Annotated in this window: 15 protein-coding genes; 11 read left to right on the top strand and 4 right to left on the bottom strand. The window is 35.4% G+C overall.

All coding sequences use genetic code 11. The features are described from left to right. Complete coding sequence (locus COD11_RS09285; RefSeq protein WP_176551027.1) at positions 1–237, bottom strand: stage VI sporulation protein F; 237 nt, start codon at positions 235–237, stop codon at positions 1–3. Positions 238–270: 33 nt separating this feature from the next. Further along, a complete protein-coding gene (locus COD11_RS09280; protein ID WP_098796498.1) occupies positions 271–1329 on the bottom strand; it encodes an LLM class flavin-dependent oxidoreductase in 1059 nt (352 codons plus the stop codon). Positions 1330–1518: 189 nt separating this feature from the next. Here COD11_RS09280 and COD11_RS09275 point away from each other — a divergent pair, with 189 nt between their 5' ends. The 3 genes from COD11_RS09275 to bglB all read left to right on the top strand — a co-directional run bounded on the left by COD11_RS09275 (position 1519) and on the right by bglB (position 4194). Next, positions 1519–1842, top strand: a complete 324-nt coding sequence (locus COD11_RS09275) for a hypothetical protein (protein WP_098796481.1) — start codon at positions 1519–1521, stop codon at positions 1840–1842. 319 nt (positions 1843–2161) lie between these two features. Continuing rightward, entirely contained in the window at positions 2162–2719 is a 558-nt protein-coding gene (locus COD11_RS09270; RefSeq protein ID WP_098796480.1) for a thioredoxin family protein, read from the top strand. Between the two features lie 371 nt (positions 2720–3090). After that, positions 3091–4194 carry a beta-galactosidase BglB gene (gene bglB, locus COD11_RS09265; protein WP_098796479.1) on the top strand — a complete coding sequence of 368 codons (1104 nt, stop codon included), beginning with the start codon at positions 3091–3093 and terminating at the stop codon, positions 4192–4194. Between the two features lie 235 nt (positions 4195–4429). Here the strand turns inward: bglB and COD11_RS09260 are convergent, their stop codons facing one another. Next, positions 4430–5311 (bottom strand): LysR family transcriptional regulator, encoded by an 882-nt coding sequence (locus tag COD11_RS09260; protein WP_098796478.1) that lies wholly within the window; start codon positions 5309–5311, stop codon positions 4430–4432. Positions 5312–5494: 183 nt separating this feature from the next. Here COD11_RS09260 and COD11_RS09255 point away from each other — a divergent pair, with 183 nt between their 5' ends. Next, entirely contained in the window at positions 5495–7216 is a 1722-nt protein-coding gene (locus tag COD11_RS09255; RefSeq protein WP_098796477.1) for a SulP family inorganic anion transporter, read from the top strand. Positions 7217–7258: 42 nt separating this feature from the next. On the opposite strand, the gene COD11_RS09250 is transcribed toward COD11_RS09255, so the two are convergent. Then, on the bottom strand, positions 7259–8482 hold the full coding sequence (locus tag COD11_RS09250; RefSeq protein ID WP_098796476.1) for an AraC family transcriptional regulator: 1224 nt from the start codon (positions 8480–8482) through the stop codon (positions 7259–7261). Positions 8483–8647: 165 nt separating this feature from the next. Between COD11_RS09250 and COD11_RS09245 the strand changes: the two genes are divergently transcribed. The 7 genes from COD11_RS09245 to COD11_RS09215 all read left to right on the top strand — a co-directional run bounded on the left by COD11_RS09245 (position 8648) and on the right by COD11_RS09215 (position 19106). Next, positions 8648–10948, top strand: coding sequence for a glycoside hydrolase family 3 C-terminal domain-containing protein (locus COD11_RS09245; RefSeq protein ID WP_098796475.1), 2301 nt, complete (start codon positions 8648–8650; stop codon positions 10946–10948). A gap of 788 nt (positions 10949–11736) precedes the next feature. After that, entirely contained in the window at positions 11737–12993 is a 1257-nt protein-coding gene (ltrA, locus tag COD11_RS09240; protein WP_098796497.1) for a group II intron reverse transcriptase/maturase, read from the top strand. A gap of 107 nt (positions 12994–13100) precedes the next feature. After that, positions 13101–13799 carry a phosphatase PAP2 family protein gene (locus COD11_RS09235; protein ID WP_176551026.1) on the top strand — a complete coding sequence of 233 codons (699 nt, stop codon included), beginning with the start codon at positions 13101–13103 and terminating at the stop codon, positions 13797–13799. Between the two features lie 25 nt (positions 13800–13824). Continuing rightward, entirely contained in the window at positions 13825–14496 is a 672-nt protein-coding gene (locus COD11_RS09230) for a serine/threonine protein kinase (protein ID WP_098796473.1), read from the top strand. A 374-nt stretch (positions 14497–14870) separates the two neighbouring features. After that, positions 14871–16229, top strand: coding sequence for an MFS transporter (locus COD11_RS09225; protein WP_098796472.1), 1359 nt, complete (start codon positions 14871–14873; stop codon positions 16227–16229). Between the two features lie 135 nt (positions 16230–16364). After that, entirely contained in the window at positions 16365–16814 is a 450-nt protein-coding gene (locus COD11_RS09220) for a DUF3237 domain-containing protein (protein WP_098796471.1), read from the top strand. A 90-nt stretch (positions 16815–16904) separates the two neighbouring features. Continuing rightward, positions 16905–19106, top strand: coding sequence for a helix-turn-helix domain-containing protein (locus COD11_RS09215; protein ID WP_098796470.1), 2202 nt, complete (start codon positions 16905–16907; stop codon positions 19104–19106). Positions 19107–19182 lie beyond the last annotated feature (76 nt).

The following is a 19182-nucleotide window of genomic DNA, read 5'->3' as shown; positions in this document are numbered from 1 at the left end:
CTATGAATTTCTTCTTCTGCTGTTATACATCTTTGTATCGTTCTGAAAAGATTCATAGGTTTGAACAATCAAGTTTTCCGTTTTCTTTGATATCGGTTTTTTGGCAGTCTGAGATACTTTTCGAATAAAGGTTCGAAGCTCTTGTTCCTTTTGGAAATCCGTTTGTTTGAAAAATTCCATCATTTTAACAAGATCGTTCACCGTTAATCCTGTTCTTTTTTCAATTTCATCAAACATGAGCATACCTCCTGACAATTCCTTGATACCATTCTATTTCTTTGTTTCCCTTCTTATTACAGGTGCTACTTCAGTGGCTAAGCGTTCAATGTTTTCAACCACAGTTTTAAAAGGCATTCCTCCAATATCAATTTGCGCCATAAAACGCTGATGTCCAAAAAGTTCATATTGATGTAAAATTTTTTCGATAATTTGTTGTGAGCTTCCCACAAATAGTGATCCTTTCTCACTGGTTATCTTTTCAAAATCATTTCTTAGCCATTCCTGATTTGAATTCATTGATCTCCAATAGCTTGAATGATAGGGAAAGAATTCTTTTTTTGCTTTTTCAGCTGTTTGTGAAAGGTAGGCGTGTCCGCTAACTGCTACTTTAATCTCTGTAGGAGACACTCCATATTTATCTGCTTCTTTTCGATAGATATCTACAAGCTCTTTATAGACCCGATAATCTTTTCCAAAGGTAACGACAACTAATCCGGTACCTAATCTTCCCGCACGTGCAGCACTTTGCGGTGTACTACCAACACCAACCCATAACGGAAGTTTATCTTGAAATGACCGTGGAACAATATCTGCATGTTGCAGAGGAGAGCGGAACTTCCCCTCCCACGTTACATTTTTTTCTTTATTCAACTTTTGGAATAGGATAATATTTTCCTCGAATAATTCATCATAATTTTTTATATCATATCCAAAGAGAGGAAATGATTCCAAGTAGGCTCCTCGACCGGCAATGATTTCGGCACGGCCGTTTGATAAAAGATCAAGTGTTGAAAAATCTTCATATAAACGAACAGGATCGTTGGTATTAAAGACTGTGGTTGCGGTTGTTAGTTTTATTCTCTTGGTTACGCGAGAAATCGAAGACAATACAACAGAAGGAGATGACACTGCATAATCAAATCGATGGTGCTCACCTAAACCAAAAACTTCAAGTCCTGCCTCATCTGCAAGCTTTGCGGCTTCAATGATTTCTTCGATTCGCTGCTTAGCACTGATCGTTACTCCTGTATAGGGATTAGGACGTAAATCTGCTAAAGAATAAATTCCAAGTTCCATTCCATGAGAGTGAACAGTTTCATCATCCTTCATAATTCTCCCTCCAACATTTTCATACATAAGCTTCGTGCACTCCTTGTTTAGTTTATGTACAAATGTCATAAGTTGTAATTTGATTTATTATAAATAATCAATTGCCTATGTCTAGAAATCTTTTTTATCCCTTATTAATATATAGGGTGGTATAATCAGTTTAAGAACATAGGAAAGGAGGAGAGGAATATGGAAGAGATTTTAAGGCAAATGTTAAACGAAATAAAAGAAATGCGTGTAGATATAAATGAATTGAGAAAAGACACAAATGAATTGAAGAAAGATACCAGAGAGTTAAGAAAAGATACAAATGAATTAAAGAAAGATACTTATGAATTGCGGGAAGGTCAGAAAAGACTAGAAGCTGGCCAAGAAAAGTTGCAAAAAAACCTTGTTGATAGTTTAGGCCTATATACTGATAAGATTGTTGATTATGTTGATGATCGAACAGAAGTATTAAACAAAAGAGTCTATAAAGTAGAATCTGAAATAGAAAAAATGAGTAGACAGTAATAGTAAAAATCTTCACTTGTGAATCGATATGCCGTTCTATTTACGAATCACAATTCTACAACTTCTACGTATACCCTCATGAATAATTCCCTAGAAATAGATGCTTCATCTAAATCACTAATTGAATTTTAACTATAACAGGACACCCGAAAAGATTTTCAGGGCTTGTTTTTTGGCTTATTCTTAGTACGCAGTCCAGCCCGCGTCAGCTGCGATCACTTGACCATTTATGAAACTTTGGATAAATTCGCACCAATTTTTGCATTTAAAATAATTCGGGCTTAATATGATGATATAAAGACGTAAAAGAGGTGTTTTCATGAAAACAGAAGAACAGTATTTTAGAGAAGGCAAGTCAATTCAACAATATATGGAGGATATGGGCAATTTAAGAGAGGAAAGCTTCAATGTTTATCAATCCTTCCAACTACCAGAAGATGGGTTTGGCAACGAATTAGCAAAGCATTCACTACACTTTTTAATTATTACAGAAGATTGGTGTGGTGATGCTATGATGATTAATCCTGTGATACGAAAGCTGGCTGAGGCTTCAGATATTGAGGTTCGTGTTACATTAAGAGATGCTGATACAGAACTTATTGACCGACATTTAACAAATGGTGGACGAGCGATACCGATTGTTTTAATTTTGAATGATGAAGGTACACTAATTGGAAAATGGGGTCCTCGTGCACCAGAAGTTCAGCAGATTGTAGATGATCTCAGAGCTACACTTCCAGCAAAGGATGATCCTTCTTTTCCGGAAAAACAAAAAGAAATGATTTCATCATTACAAAGACGGTATAAAGAGGAACAAGCACTTTGGCTGTATGTTTATCAAAGTTTTAAGAAAACCCTATTATCAGTTTTAAATTAAAGTACAATTCTTTTTATTACATATAAAACTTACAAATAACTACCAAAGTAATTTTGGTAGTTATTTTTTTATTTTCCTAAAAATATAAAAATGTTGATGTTGTTGTGATAAAACTGGTTTCAGCGTTTTTTAGTAATCTAGCAAAACATAATAAAAGAAACCCTATTGACCACAAGTCATTAATTTTTTATAATGAAAGTGGAAATAAACGAACAAAAGTGGCACTAAATAAACATAATAAATAAAAAAGAAACGTTGAATAACAGAGAAACAAAAGGTTATGACCAATCAAAGAGAACTTTAAATGAAATTGAAAACGTTTTATCTTTTTGAGATTTAAAGCTATTACAATAATTTTTGGAGGGATTACAATGACTCAAAAACAAGCTTTTCTAGAGAAAACTGAGATTATTAACTACATAGATGTATTGATGGATAATCTTTCACAAATAAAAGATAATACAGGTGAATTTTTATTAAACTTTGATGGTTTAGTTGTTGATGATAAGAGCTGGAATGTTTGGAACTGGCCGCAAGGTGTTGGGTTGTATGGAATCTTTAAATATTGGAAACTAACAAATAGTCAGAAGGCATTAACTATAATGACCGATTGGTTTCAAGCTAGATTTGAAGAAGGGGTACCACCAAAAAATGTGAATACAATGGCTCCTCTATTAACGCTAGCGTTTCTATATGAAGAAACGAAGGATCAGACATTTGTTCCTTATTTAGAAAATTGGGCAGAGTGGGTTATGCATGATATGCCACGAACTGAGGAAAACGGTCTTCAACATATGACATACGGCCCTGAAAATAAAAATCAGCTATGGGATGACACCTTGATGATGACGGTTTTGCCTTTGGCCAAGATCGGAAGACTTTTCAATAAACAAGAATATATTGAAGAAGCGAAAAGACAATTTTTAATTCATATAAAGTATTTAAGTGATCGTAAAACAGGATTATGGTTTCACGGCTGGACTTTTGAAGAAAACCATCATTATGCAGAAGCATTATGGGGAAGAGGGAACTGCTGGATTACCATTGCCATTCCGGAATTTATCGAAATTCTTGATTTAAAAGAGGGAGATTTCTTAAGAGAATATCTTCTTGATACATTAAAAAGACAAATTGAAGCATTAGCTGAATATCAAGATGAAAGCGGATTATGGCATACATTAATCAATGACAAAACATCTTATTTAGAAGCTTCTGCAACAGCTGGCTTTGCTTATGGCATTTTGAAGTCTGTTCATAAACGATATATTGGTCAAGAATATAGAGAAACAGCTTACAAAGCAATTCGTGGAATTGTGAAGGAAATTAATGATGAAGGTGCTTTGCAAAAGGTATCAGTTGGAACAGGTATGGGTGATACATTAGAGTTTTATAAAGAAATCAAAACGACAACAATGCCATACGGACAATCGTTAGCTGTTTTAAGTTTATCTCAATTTTTATATGAATTTTTCTAAAAAGTTTACTCTTTGAATAATAGATTTGGCTAGTGGCGGAGTAAGCGGCTTTCAGCACAAAAGATGATAACTAGTTTAGACAGCTTTTAAGATAAGCTTGTTTTTGCCTAATTTGTTTGGGTTGTAGAAGCAATAAAAAGGCAACAANNTTGTTGCCTTTTTATTGCTTACAAGAAATTATGTATTACAGAGATTGTGGATTGTACTTTGACATCCAGCTCCAGTACTTTTGTTCTTAATGCTGAATAAACTCTACAAATTGAGAAACACCTTCTCGATGAAACCGCTGCGGCTTTTTAACGAGCCATAAGCTTCTTTCAATATGTACATCTTTAATTTTTATTTCTTGTAAATAGCCTTGTTCTAATTCTCTGGCAACAGTTAGTTTAGAAAGTATGCTAATTCCAAGACCTGACTCAACGGCACTTTTTATGGCTTGTGTGCTACCGATTTCCATATAACTATTTATCTTTTCCAAAATTCCATACTCTTTCAGGGCATTTTCTGCGATGAGTCTTGTTCCAGAAATTGATTCACGCCAAATCATTTTTTCATTTGCTAATTCCTCAATTTGAATTTCAGATCGGTCCTTCCATGGGTGATCAGGTGAGCAAACGAGGATGAGTTCATCATTGGCAAATTTCTCAACAATTAGATGTTTATCTTCAACAATTCCTTCAACTAATGCAATATCTATCACATCGTTCGTTAAATCCTCTAACACACTTGGTGTGTTTCGAATCGTTAAGGTTACTTTTATTTCTGGTGCATGTTTTTTAAATCGACCAAGTAAACTTGGTAATAGAAACTCACCAATTGTCAGAGAAGCACCTACCCTAAGATTTGAATTATACTCTCCGGTAGCCTGAAGGATCACTTCTTTAGATCTATCAAAATCATTAATAATGGCTTTGGCAAAAGGATAGAGCATTTTCCCTGTTTCTGTAACTATAAGCTTTCCTTCTGTCCGATCAAATAATAAAGTACCATAAAAATTCTCTAATTGGCGGATTTGTCTTGTCACAGCCGGCTGAGACACAAAGCTTAATCTTGCTGCTTGACTAATGCTTCCTTCATCAACGACTAAGCAAAACATTTTCAGGTTTTCTATATTCATACATACCCTCCCAATTAGACATTTTTATCTTATCTTTATATAATACCCTAGGTCGGCTTATCAGGAAAATAAACTAGCTATAACAATCTGTTATATGCTATGCATTTGTTGCAATATGCCTCCGTGAAAAAGCGTGTTATCGTATAGATAAGAAGAACTTTAAAAGTAAAGGAAATGGTAAAGATGACCATTAAAAAATATATACCACCAGGCTTAGAACAACCATATAACAAAAGTCTAATGATGAAAGATTTGATTGCAGGCTTAACCTTATTTGTGATGCTCGTTCCTCAAGGTATGGCATATGCGATGTTAGCTGGTTTACCACCCGTTATGGGGTTATATGCTTCAACCATTCCTTTAATTATTTATGCATTATTTGCCTCTTCAAGGCATTTATCGGTTGGACCAACAGCCATAACTTCTTTACTTGTTTTTTCAGGAATATCAAGCATAAGTGAGCCAGGGTCACAGGATTATATCACGCTTGTTATTTTATTGGCACTTATGGTGGGGACGATTCAATGTTTACTAGGAGTATTACGACTGGGTTTTATTGTGAAATTTATCTCACCATCTGTGCTGGGTGGCTATACTTCAGCCGCAGCTATCATCATTGGTCTAAGTCAGTTAAAGCATCTGATTGGAATCGATCTTGGTACGTATTTTCAAGCCCATCATTTACTAATTGGAATAGGTAGGGAATTGACGAACTTACATGGGATGACTGTTCTCTTAGGAGTAAGTAGTATCATTTTCTTAGTTATTCTCAAAAAAATAAACTCTCGTTTTCCAGCTGCTCTTGTCTTAATTCTGTTGTCTTCACTTAGTGTGTACATTTTTTCATTACAAGAAAAAGGTGTTCAGATTGTTGGTACGGTGCCAAATGGATTTCCGTCTCTTTCATTGCCAACGATTTCATTAGAAAGTGTGAAGCAATTAATTATACCAGCAGTCATCATTGCTTTGCTTGGCTTTATGGAGTCATTGGCAATAGGAAAAACAATTGCGGATAAAGAAAAATATAAACTTAACCCAAATCGCGAGTTAAAGGCATTAGGTTTAGCTAATATGCTAGGTTCGTTGTTTCAGATTTTCCCTGTTAATGGAAGCTTTTCAAGAAGTGCAGTGAATCATCAAAGTGGTGGCGTTACGCAATTAGTGTCAATTTTCACTAGTTTGTTTATGATCATTACATTGATGTTATTTACCTCTTATTTTTATTATTTGCCGAGTGCAGTTCTAGCTGCGATTATTATCGTTGCCGTCTATAAATTAATTGATATTGAACAAGCAAAATTCTTGTTCAATGTAAGATCAATAGATGGATGGAGCTGGATTGTCACCTTTTTTGTCACCTTATTTGTTGGAATTCAGTGGGGAATTTTAGTTGGTGCTATTTTTAATTTCTGTTTGTTGTTAGCAAGAATAACAAGGCCAAATATTATTGAAATGGGATATCTTGAAAAGGAACAAATATTTCGTGATATAAAGAGATTTCCTCAAGCGACAACACTTGAAGATTTAATTATGATTCGAGTTGATTCTTCCATTCACTTTGCAAACATTTCTTATTTGGAAGAAAAGATCAGGGAGTTTCTTTATTTAAAGCCTCTGGCTAACATGATTATTATCGATTTTTCTGGAGTTAATGATATGGACACTCCATCGTTTGAGGTAATAGAAGACTTGAAGGAACAACTAAAAAAGGAAAAAGATATTAGCATGTTCTTTGTCGGAATGAAGGGGACTGTTAGAGAAACAGCAAATAAATTAGGCTGGGATCGTAAATTTAATGAAGAAATGAATTATTATACGATTGAAAAATTACTTGAAAATAAGAAAATAAAGGTATCAACTTCTTCTGATAAAAACCATCAAACGCCGTATATGTATTATATTTAAAAGGTGAGTAGCAAAATGTATTATTTGCTACTCACCTTTTTCTTATGTTAAAGTTTTGTACTTCTTAGGTGTTATACCGGTATATTTCTTAAACACCTTTGTGAAATAACTTTGATCATGAAAGTTTAAGATTGTCGAAATTTTTAAAAGTGAATAGTCCGTAAAAGTTAACAATGTTTTGGCTTCATCGATTTTCGTTTTATGAATATATTCCGCAATTGATATTCCTACTTCTTTTTTAAAAAGAGAAGATACATAATTTGGGTGCATATCTACTAGTTCCGCAAGTTGTGTTAGGGTCAATTCTTCGTAAAGATGTGTATAAATATAATTCATACACTTGTTTATTGGCTTAGAGTAGCTTTGTTGTTTCTGCTTACGTACATGATCGGCAAATTCACTTAATGCTTGTTCTATAAAAGGATCAATCAATGAACAATCTGTTAATTCCTCTAAGCTTTGGATATACAAATCGCTAAGTGTATAAGCAATTTCATAATGAAGACCACCTTCAATTGCGGCGCGTGTTGCTAAAGTAATCGCAGTAATACCAAGGTTTTTACTATGACGTAACTGACTTTTTTTAGAAAGAATTCCAACCTTACCGTTTTCGGGACTTATTTTAAATATCTTTAAGAATTCTTCCTTCCTACCTTCTTTAATGAATTGAAATAGCCTTTTCTCATACATAAAATCATGATGAAATGAGACATTTTCCCGTTGTTGCGAAATGGTTACTTGGGGATCTTCAATTTTGAATGGAAGATCTCCAACTTTACTATTTTTTAAAATGATTTCTGCCGGGTCCAGTGTTTCCTGGTAAAGCATATAGTATATTTGCATGCTAATATTCATTAATTTCATATGAGAAAGTCGGGGAAGGGTTTCAAAATAATAAACGAGTTTTTCACCTAGACTCTTTTGAACATTCATATCATTTATGAGTGCTGTTAGTCTATCATTTGTTAGCTCGGGTGCAAGAGTTGGACCGACAATGATCATTCCTTTATACTCATTTTCCTGTCTAATTTGAATGAAAAAAAATTCTTCATAGTGTTCTGTTTTGACGAACAGTGGGAATAGAAATGTTTCTTTTCTAAAGTTAAATTGCTTGAATATGTTGTGGTGAAACGAGCTGTTAGGATTTTTAAAACTAAGAGAAGACTGTTCAAATTTAACCATATCGTTGTGATCTATGAAGGTAATAGGAATGTTAAAGGATTCATAAATCAGTTTGCAAATATAATCTACGTCCTTAAGTATCATCTTTGTCTCCTCACATTTTATTTGAATGATACCATACAGAATATAATATTAAAATATAGCTAAAAATACTAAAATAATACCAAAAATATATAGGCTTGTTATTTATAATAAAACATATAGTTTACTAGAAAGCGTTTACTTTATCTATTTTATGGAGGGATTATGGTGGCAAAAGACATTAAAGCTCTTATTTCTCAGATGACATTAGAAGAAAAAGCCGGGCTATGTTCCGGTAAAGATTTCTGGAACCTAAAAGGAATTGAACGATTAGGAATTCCATCAATTATGGTAACAGACGGCCCACACGGATTACGAAAACAAAGAATGGGGGCTGACCACTTAGGGTTATTCGACAGTGTACCAGCGACATGCTTTCCATCTGCTGCAGGAATGGCGAGCTCATGGGATCGTAATCTAATCCAGCAAGTTGGGGTTGCGTTAGGAAAAGAATGTCAGGCTGAGGATGTAGCTGTTCTTCTTGGACCTGGTGCAAACATTAAGCGTTCGCCTTTATGTGGTCGTAACTTTGAGTATTTCTCTGAAGATCCGTACCTTTCATCAGAAATGGCAGCAAATCATATTATAGGTGTTCAAAGTCAAGGTGTTGGAACATCACTAAAGCATTTCGCAGCGAATAATCAGGAGCACCGCAGAATGTCAACGGATGCGATTGTTGATGAAAGAACATTCCGTGAAATCTATCTAGCTAGCTTTGAAGGAGCAGTAAAACAATCACAGCCATGGACAGTGATGTGCTCTTACAATAAAATTAACGGTGAGTTTGCTTCTGAAAATAACTATTTATTAAATGATATCTTGAAAGATGAGTGGGGCTTTGAAGGCTTTGTTGTTTCTGACTGGGGAGCAGTAAATGAGCGTGATGTTGCCTTGGCTAATGGGTTAGAGCTAGAAATGCCGGCTTCAAAAGGAATCGGTGAAAATAAAGTGATCGAAGCGGTTCAAAATGGTACTTTACCTGAAGAAAAGCTTGATGCTGCTGTGGAACGTATTCTCCGTATTATTTTTAAAGCAGTTGAAGAAAAGAAAGAAAATGCAACATATGATCAAGAAGCGCATCATCAGTTAGCTAGAGTAACTGCGAGAGAAAGCATGGTGCTATTAAAAAATGAAAACAGCATTCTACCACTTAAAAAAGAAGGTAGTATCGCAGTAATTGGAGAATTTGCCAAAGCACCAAGATATCAAGGTGGAGGAAGCTCTCATATTAAGCCAACAAAGCTTGAAAACATTGTAGAGGAAATTGAAAAGTCTGCTGGACCAGAAGCAAGTGTTACTTATGCCCAAGGATACTATCGTGATAAAGATGAGATTGATGAAGCATTAATCCATGAAGCAAAAGAAGTGGCAGCACAAGCAGAAACAGTTGTCTTGTTTGCAGGTTTACCAGATCGTTACGAATCTGAAGGCTATGATCGTGTACACTTACACATTCCTGAAAATCAAAAGCGTTTACTTGATGCCGTTGCTGAAGTGAACTCGGATATTATTGTTGTGTTAAGCAACGGTGCACCAATTGAAATGCCATGGTTAGATAAAGTAAAAGGATTACTTGAGGGTTATCTTGGAGGTCAAGCACTTGGCGGAGCCATTGCAGATATTCTTTTTGGTGATGAAAACCCTAGCGGGAAACTTGCTGAAACATTCCCAAAAAGATTAAGTGACAATCCTTCTTATTTATTCTTCCCAGGTGAGGGAGATCGAGTGGAGTATCGCGAAGGAATTTTCGTTGGTTACCGCTATTATGATACAAAAAATGTAGAAACTTTATTCCCATTTGGATTTGGACTTAGCTATACAACATTTGAATATAGCAATCTATCAGTAAGCTCAAACCAACTAAAAGATACAGAAACACTTACTGTTACAGTAAATGTGAAAAATACAGGTGCTATTGCTGGTAAGGAAGTTGTTCAACTTTATGTAAAAGATGTAGAAAGCAGTGTAAGCAGACCTGAGAAGGAATTAAAAGGGTTTGAAAAAGTAGAATTACAACCTGGCGAGGAAAAAGCCGTTAAATTTACGTTAGATAAACGTGCTTTTGCTTACTACAATACAGAGTTAAAAGATTGGCATGTAGAAAGTGGAGAGTTCAAACTATTAGTAGGAAAAAGCTCAAAAGAGATTGTTTTATCAGAAAAGGTAAACGTTGAATCTTCATTAGAGCTTCCATTAGTTGTTCATCGTAATACAACAATTGGAGATCTGCTTGCAAACCTTAAAGTTGCACCACTAGCGAAAGAAATGTTAGCAAGAGCTCAAGAAGGAAGTCCGTTTGCAGCAGCTGCTGATGACGAAGGGGAAGGTACAGAAATGATGGCAGCGATGATGAAATATATGCCATTACGTGCTTTATCTAATTTTAGTGATGGAAAGTTTACAGAAGAGATGCTGCAGGGAATGATTCATCAGTTAAATGAGGTACAGAAGAATCCTGTTGTGAAATAGATGATAAAAAGTCACCACTCATTCTTTGAGATGAATTCCCAGCTATTAATGATTGACCATTATCACATATTTTGCTAGAATTAGCTCAACTAAATGATCGTATTCCTCAAAGGGGAGTAGCTGTTAAACAAAGTCGTCATTTCGGGATATTATTGCCCCGGCTTTGTTGGCAATTTATATTGTTAGCGAGACCTTTGCCAATTTTATTAATTGGTGAAGGTCTTTTTTTAGACCTTTACTAAATAGTAAGGGTCTTTTTTTGTGTGCCAGGCATGTTCATCAACTAGACGGTGAAAGTCCGTTATGGGCGTTGGGATAGCGAACCATTAGTCGAAGGCAAGGGTGTCCATGGCGACATGGAATCTGAAGGAAGCCCTAGGCAAATCCTTGGTCTGAGGTATACGAATCACATTAGAGGTCGTTATTTTAGGACGAGTTTGCAAAACAAAACAAAGTCCAAAATATCCTCGGTAGAATAGCGATAAATGTGGCAGATATATGAGGAGAAAGTGGATGAACTTACCCTGGGAGATCTCTTAGACACCCTTTAAAATAGGAACTTACATAGTGATATGTAACTGAACTAAGAGAAGTCAGCTGAAGTCATAGTACCATCTAACGATGGGAAGGACGGAACGAAAGGAGGAACCCTGTTAGAGTAACATGACAAGGAAACAAAGACACAGCCAATCATTAGATGACTAAAGATAGAGGTGATACTCGGAAAGTAAGAGTCTATCTTTAGAGTGGAGTTATCCTTGTGCAATCTCAAGAACATGGGAGCCAATATGAAATCAGATAAAACATTAATTGAACAAATTCTCGATAGAGATAATCTAAACTCAGCCTTCAAGAAGGTTAAGAAGAACAAAGGAGCAGCAGGTGTCGATGCGAAAGATGTAGAAGCTACTCGCCTTTATCTGAAGGAAAACGGGCTAGAGATTATCCACTTAGCGAGAGAAGGAAAATACAAGCCTCAACCAGTTAGAAGGGTAGAGATACCAAAACCTAATGGCGGAAAAAGAAAACTAGGAATCCCTACTGTGACGGACCGAGTGATCCAACAAGCAATCGTTCAAAAGTTAACTCCTATCTTTGAAAAGCAATTCAGTGAATATAGTTATGGTTTCCGTCCTAATAGAAGTGCCCATCAAGCAATTGGACAGGCAAGAAGTTATATTGAGGAAGGTTATAGGTATGTGGTGGATATCGACTTGGAGAAATTCTTTGACAAAGTGCAACACGACAAACTAATGGCACTAATCGCAAAGACGATTGATGACAAGCCAACCTTGAAACTGATTCGAAGATTTCTACAAGCTGGAATCATGGAAAACGGTGTGGTAACAGTAAATAGAGAAGGAACACCACAAGGTGGTCCATTAAGTCCACTTCTTAGTAACATTATTCTAAATGAATTGGATAAGGAACTTGAGAAACGAGGACACAGATTCGTCCGGTATGCGGACGACTGTAACATCTATGTTAAAAGCATAAAAGCTGGAGAACGAGTCAAGGTTGGGGTAACTCAATTTATTGAAAGAAAGCTTAAACTACGGGTAAATGAGGAAAAGAGTGCAGTGGGAAAGCCGAACGCACGTGTATTCTTAGGGGTGAGCTTCTACCGAAAGAAAACGAGAGTATACGTGCCAATAAAGTCGAAGGAAAGATTCGAAATTAAATTAAAGAAGCTAACGAATCGTAATTGGGGAGTAAGTATGGAATTTCGGATTATGAAGATAAATCAACTCATTCAAGGCTGGGGCAACTATTTTAAAGTGGGGGACATAAAGAAATATGCAGAAAAGATAGATGCCCATACAAGACGCAGATTAAGAGCTTGTAGATGGAAAGAGTGGAAGAAACCGAAAACAAGATACAAAAACCTAATTAAACTTGGTGTCTCAAAAGACAAGGCAAAAAGATGCGCCAATTCAAGGAAGAAATATTGGCGCATCTCCAAAAGCCCTCAACTAGATTTTGCCTTAAACAATGAATATTGGCAAAAGTTAGGCTTAAAATCTTTGTATAATGTGATTTCATAAACTTTCGAACCGCCGTATACGGATCCGTACGTACGGTGGTGTGAGAGGTCGGCGCCGTGAGGCGCCTCCTACTCGATTATTGAAAAATGAATGAATGGAGAATGTGGATGAAATCTGTTCTGAAACATGAGATTAAGAGAAAACACCTTAATATGTCAAAGATATGGTTATTAACAATACTTTTTGGACTAGCTATGAATGTAGTTGTTTTTTTTCAATTGTCACTTACCTTATTGGAGAAAAATTCATTTTCATTTGATTCAGTGTTGATACGTGCTGTTAGATCCTACTCTTCTCAGTTATTGGATCCAGTGATGGTGTTTATTACTCATCTTGGCTCTAGTACAATGCTTGGATCCTTACTTATTGTTGGAATGGTATGGTTTTACTTAAAATACAAAGATTTATTAGCTACTCTATGCTTTTTGATTGTTGTGGCAGGAGGAGGATTACTTAATTCACTATTAAAGATCTATTTCAATCGAGATCGTCCTGATGATAATAGATTGATTGATGTTGATGGTTTGAGTTTTCCAAGTGGACATTCAATGGGAAGTATGTTGCTTTATGGATTCTTAGTTTATTTGTCTCTTCGATATGATGGAAGTAAGATTCGTAAAGTTGTCGTCGTGGCTGCGCTCATTTGTCTTATCTTATTAATTGGAATCAGTCGTATTTATTTGGGAGTACATTATCCATCTGATGTTTTCGCAGGTTTTCTTGCAGGGTTTGTTTGGCTTGGTGGGTGGGTCATAGCCCTAGAACTAGCATATATATGGAATAACAAGAAACGTATAGAATACTAAAGTACTCAAGAAAAAGGGTGAAGCTATGGAAAAGGAATGGTTAGTTGTTGATAAGCTGTTGTCTAAAATTAAAATCACATCAAATCCAAATAATAAGCCTGTAACAATTCACGGCAGCTTGGATGATTTAAGATGCATTGGTGTTGGGACGGATGCTGCTGTGTTTCAATATGCACATAAACCACAATACGCCTTTAAGCTTTATGCAGAGGATAAAAAGGAAAAAATTCAAACAGAAGCAGAGGTATATCAAAGGTTAAAGAATTCACCATTTTTCGCTACTTGTTATGCTGTTCATGAACGTTACTTAGTTTTAAGCTTTGAAGAGGGTATTACTTTATACGACTGCATTTTGCAAGGAATTCATATTCCACATCAAGTTATTTTGGACGTTGAAGATGCTAGGGATTTTGCAAAAGAACAGGGACTGAACCCACGAGATATTCATTTGAAAAATATCTTGCTTCAACAAGGGAAAGCGAAGGTTATTGACGTATCTGAATATAGTAAGGATGGAAACGATCTTCGGTGGGAGCACCTGAAAAACGCATATTATCAGTATTACGATCTAATTGACGGTAAAGCCATTCCATTTTGGTTAATGCAGACTGTTCAAAAGTGGTATAATCAGAAGAATTTCGGGACGTTTGATGAGTTTATGAAGGATGTTTTGAGGTTAACGTTTTTTAGGAAGTGATACTCGTTGGATAATTACTATTATTAAATCTCCATTCATAGAGTTATTCTCTATCTATAAGCTAGCTACTATTCTTGTTGTCAAAGGAGCATAATAAAGCAATTTTTTAATAAGTGTATAGTTATTTGAGTAGAAAAGATATGAAAGAGTTTTAAATAAAATACTTTATAACATAGCTTCAGTCCAAATGGGATTGAAGTTTTTTTATTCAACTCTTTCCACAAATTTAACGAAACAAATTTCCTTTTTTCCTACATAAAGTAGCTAACTATTCTTTTCTTATTCTATTACAATATGGATAAGAAAACTGAATATTTGAAAAGGGAGGTAAAATTGAAAGCGTTTACTAAAATATCTAATAGGGGGCTAACAAAATGAAAGTGATTAACCCGATGAATGTTATTGATAATAGTAAAATTTCTTCGTTTCATGTATGGCTGATAACTTGGTTGTTTTTGGTTATTGCTTTTGATGGTTATGATGTTGTCGTTTATGGTGCGTCTGTTCCATCATTAATTCAGGAGTGGGGAATTTCAGACGTAACGGCTGGTGCAATAGGCAGTTACACTGTTATCGGAACCGCTTTGGGGGCAGTTATTTTTGGGATGCTGTCTGATAAAATAGGTCGTAAAAAAATTATTTTGCTAACAACGTTCTTATTTAGTTTCTTTACCATGATATCAGGTTTTGCAACAGGTCCAATTTTATTTGCTATATTTAGAATCATTGCCGGAATTGGTTTGGGTGGGGTAATGCCGAATGTTATTGCTCTTGCTACTGAGTTTTCTCCAAAACGAGTTCGATCTGCTATTATTTCTTTCATTTTCTGTGGATATTCTATTGGAGCACTTACAGCAGCACTTACTAGCCGTTCTCTATTACCAACAGTTGGATGGGAGCCTGTTTATTGGTTAGCGGGTATTCCACTTTTGTTTATTCCATTTTTATTAAAAAGTATCCCTGAGTCGGTAGGGTTTCTTATTGAAAAAGGCAATGAAGAGGAAGCTAGAAAAACATTAATGAAAATTGATCCAAGCTTAAGAACTGGTGGGGAGTTTGAATTTGTAAAGCCACCGGCAAAAGAACCAGGTTCACCAGTTGTGAAGCTATTTGAAGATAAACGTGCGTTAAGTACCATTATGTTCTGGATATCTTGCTTTAGTGCATTTGTTTTAATTTATTCTATGAACACATGGTTACCTCGACTTATGATGCAATCAGGTTATGACCTTAGCTCAAGTCTAGCATTTACGGCTGTCATGCAAATTGGGGCAATTGCAGGTACGATTATTTTTGGTCGTTTGGTTGATAAAATTGGATTTAAAAAGGTTCTTGTTCCTTTATTCTTCTGCGGTGCTATAGCGCTATCCTTTATCGGATTAACAAATAGTATGGCAATTGCTTTCGTATTAATTGCGATCATTGGTGCAGCTTCAGTTGGATTACAGAACATCTCCAATGCATTTGTTTCTCAATACTATCCTTCTAGCATGCGTTCCACTGCACTTGGAAGCACAATGGCATTTGGTCGTATTGGAGGAATTGTTGCACCAACCTTTGTTGGGTTCCTATTAGCAATGAATCTATTACCGCAGTTTAATTTTGTTGCAATCGGAGGAGCTGCATTACTCGGAGGAATCGCGATGCTGTTTGTCCAAGAAAAACATGGAGATTATTACGAAGCAAAAGAAGAGATTAAACCAGCAAATCGCCCAGTGAATGTAGCAAAATAAATTTGTCAGGTTTTAGCTTCAAATGGGTTAACTTCGCTACTATTCTTTAAGAAATTTAAGAATGGTAGAAGGTTGCCCATTTTCTATTTTTGTTTAAGTGTCTAAAAATTTTCAGCAAAGAAAGGGATTTTATAGATGGAAACGACATTTGTTTTTAAGGCAAATATTCAGGTAGCTAACCCAATTGAAGTTGGGGATGTTGGAACAGGCATAAGGAGAGTTATTCCGATTATTGGCGGTACTTTTGAAGGTAATGGTATAAAAGGCAAAGTCCTTTCAGGAGGCGCAGATTACCAGATGATAAGATATGATGGTGTAACAGAAGCTCTTGCTCACTATGTAATTGAAACGGACGATGGTGTACCCATTTATGTGATTAATAAAGGATACAGACATGGTCCTAAAGAAATCATAGATAAAATTATTCGTGGTGAGCAGGTTCCTGATGGTTCTTATTATTTCAAAACTACTCCGTCTTTTGAAACGAGCAGTGAAAAATACTCTTATTTGAACCGAATGATTTTCATTGGTGAAGGAATTAGAAGACCAAATGATGTTCAAATTTCATTTTATCAAGTTGATTAATCGTTTAAACGATCACGATTACCTTTTCAATTAAGTTTTTCTTCTTTTATACTATTAGTATCAAGAAAAACGGAAATAGGGGGTTATTGTGTGTCAAACAGTAAGAGAGAAATACTAATGAAAAAAGTAGAGCATCATCTACGAACCACATCCCGGCAGCTAATTAAAATTAATACAGAAGATGAAGTGCTTCAATATTTAGCTGATTCGTTCCGTTCTGAATTATATTGTGATTTTGTTGGAGTCGTTTTGAGTGAGGGAGATTCTTTTATTCCTAAGGCATGGAGTGGAAATATTCCTTCAGTCCTTAAGCATTTCCCTCTTTTAGCGGCAAGCTGTTCCTCCAAACTTCTTCGTCAAAGCTTAACATATAAAGCTTCTGCAACAAATGATTCTTGCAGGTTAACAGAGATACTTAAGGAAGAAAATGTGAAAACATGGTTTACTGTTCCGTTAAATGATGACATTCAACACTTTGGTTTTTGTATCGTAGGCTTTTTAAGTTATGTTCCACTTCTAGAGATGGAAAGTCATTTTGAGGAATTTGGAAAAGATATGGCCGTCGCTCTATCTGTGGCTAGACAAAAGGAAAATCAGTTGAAAAAGCTAGAGGGAATTGAATGGATTAGCAAAAATCAGTCTCTTGATTCTTCTCTAGACCAGCATTTTTTAGAAGTAACACACAGAGCTGGGAATTCAACAAATGCTGATTTTGCTTGTATGTATTTATATAATGAGAAAGAGAATTGCTTTGACTTACAAAAGCCTGTTTATGGTGAAATGGAATATCCCGATATAATGATGATTGAGGATAACTATGCACTTAAGGAATACTTTCCATTTCTTGAGGAAATTGGATGCGCCCAAATGACAGTACCACTTTTAATTGATCTTAAGCCAATTGGTGTGCTTCATGTTCAGAATAAATACGAAAGACCTTTTTCTGAAGAAGACTTAAAAATATTAGAAATGCTATCAACACATGTTGCGACTCTCTTAGAGAATGCACGATTATATAAAAGTGAAAAAGATAATAAAAACCGTCTTCACTTTTTACTAGATTTTCAACAATCACTGGTGAAAAAAACAGTTGAAGATGATGATTTTGAAGGAATTACATTAAAGCTCTCAGATCTATTTCAAGAAACAGTTATTTTATATGATCGATTTATGAGGCCGATTGCTTTTAATTTCCGAAATTGTGATAACGATTACAATTTACCTGATAACCTTGCACTACAAGCGAAAAGGTTAAGGCAAAATCTGAAAAAACAAGAGAAGTTTACTGTCGTACACCCTGAAAGAGACGACTGTGTGTTTTCTTTTTGGGTGATAAACGGCGGAGGCAATTTATTAGGATATCTTGCTGTTTGCAATACAGCAAGCGAGATGAATGAATTTGACCAGCTAACGGTTGAGATGGCACGAAATATATGCTCGATTCAGTTTATTAAGCAAAAGCTTGTTCTCGATACAAAAGAGCAGGTTAAGGATAGCTTTATTAGTAAATTGTTGGTGGGAAAAATCGAAGATCAAGAGAGCATCATTCAATATGCTAACCTGTTTCAATGGGATATTTTTAAATGTCATCGTGTCGCGGTATTGACGATTTCATTAAATGAAGATGATCTTTTAGAACAGCAAGCAAAAAAAGTCCTCGTATGGGATGCAATTAAGTCACATCTTGCAAAGTTTGATTCTCGGATATTAACTGTTTCACATGATGAAAACTATATCCTGCTAATTCCAGTGGATGATGATGTTCAAAGTAAAAAGTATTGGAAAAACCTTTATGACAATATTGATAAATGGTCACTAGAAGTGTTTTCTGGTTGTAAGATTTTATTGGGGATTGGTACATCAACAAGCAATATGAAAGATTATTATGTAAGTTACCAACAGGCACTTTTAGCATTAAATGTTATGAATATTAGGATGAAGCATATCTCTTTTTCACTATATGAAGATCTTGGAGCTTATACAATTCTCCACCATCTCGATCAATCTAATGCGGTTAACTTGTTTATAAAAAGTCAGCTGGATCCTTTATTAACTTATACAGAAAATAAAAACATAGATTTATATCATACTTTATACGTTTTTCTACAAAATAACGGAAATATTAAAAGTACTTCAGATGAGCTTTTCATCCACCGGAGTTCCCTGTTATACAGACTTGAAAAAATTGAATCACTACTAAATGTTGATTTGAATGATGCTGAAATCAGGTTTAATTTAATGATGGCTTTCAAGCTGCATGATATGCATGGGGAGCGATTGAAGAAGAGCTAGATTAGTAGTAGAAGCAGTCCAACTTGTGTAAGTTGGGCTGTTTTTTCGACAAATTCCGGGAAGTGACAGCGTACTA

Source organism: Bacillus sp. AFS040349 (assembly GCF_002577655.1).
In the GTDB taxonomy this organism is placed as follows: Bacteria; Bacillota; Bacilli; order Bacillales; family Bacillaceae; genus Metabacillus.
Note: the sequence above shows the minus strand (reverse complement) of the source record. Positions and strands in the feature narration are given on the sequence as shown.

What these genes read in the sequence shown, in the direction of transcription:
- COD11_RS09285 (WP_176551027.1), bottom strand. Translation starts at nt 237, where the DNA reads ATGTTTGATGAAATTGAAAAAAGAACAGGATTAACGGTGAACGATCTT.
- COD11_RS09280 (WP_098796498.1), bottom strand. Translation starts at nt 1,329, where the DNA reads ATGAAGGATGATGAAACTGTTCACTCTCATGGAATGGAACTTGGAATT.
- COD11_RS09275 (WP_098796481.1), top strand. Translation starts at nt 1,519, where the DNA reads ATGGAAGAGATTTTAAGGCAAATGTTAAACGAAATAAAAGAAATGCGT.
- COD11_RS09270 (WP_098796480.1), top strand. Translation starts at nt 2,162, where the DNA reads ATGAAAACAGAAGAACAGTATTTTAGAGAAGGCAAGTCAATTCAACAA.
- bglB (WP_098796479.1), top strand. Translation starts at nt 3,091, where the DNA reads ATGACTCAAAAACAAGCTTTTCTAGAGAAAACTGAGATTATTAACTAC.
- COD11_RS09260 (WP_098796478.1), bottom strand. Translation starts at nt 5,311, where the DNA reads ATGAATATAGAAAACCTGAAAATGTTTTGCTTAGTCGTTGATGAAGGA.
- COD11_RS09255 (WP_098796477.1), top strand. Translation starts at nt 5,495, where the DNA reads ATGACCATTAAAAAATATATACCACCAGGCTTAGAACAACCATATAAC.
- COD11_RS09250 (WP_098796476.1), bottom strand. Translation starts at nt 8,482, where the DNA reads ATGATACTTAAGGACGTAGATTATATTTGCAAACTGATTTATGAATCC.
- ltrA (WP_098796497.1), top strand. Translation starts at nt 11,737, where the DNA reads ATGAAATCAGATAAAACATTAATTGAACAAATTCTCGATAGAGATAAT.
- COD11_RS09235 (WP_176551026.1), top strand. Translation starts at nt 13,101, where the DNA reads ATGAAATCTGTTCTGAAACATGAGATTAAGAGAAAACACCTTAATATG.
- COD11_RS09230 (WP_098796473.1), top strand. Translation starts at nt 13,825, where the DNA reads ATGGAAAAGGAATGGTTAGTTGTTGATAAGCTGTTGTCTAAAATTAAA.
- COD11_RS09225 (WP_098796472.1), top strand. Translation starts at nt 14,871, where the DNA reads ATGAAAGTGATTAACCCGATGAATGTTATTGATAATAGTAAAATTTCT.
- COD11_RS09220 (WP_098796471.1), top strand. Translation starts at nt 16,365, where the DNA reads ATGGAAACGACATTTGTTTTTAAGGCAAATATTCAGGTAGCTAACCCA.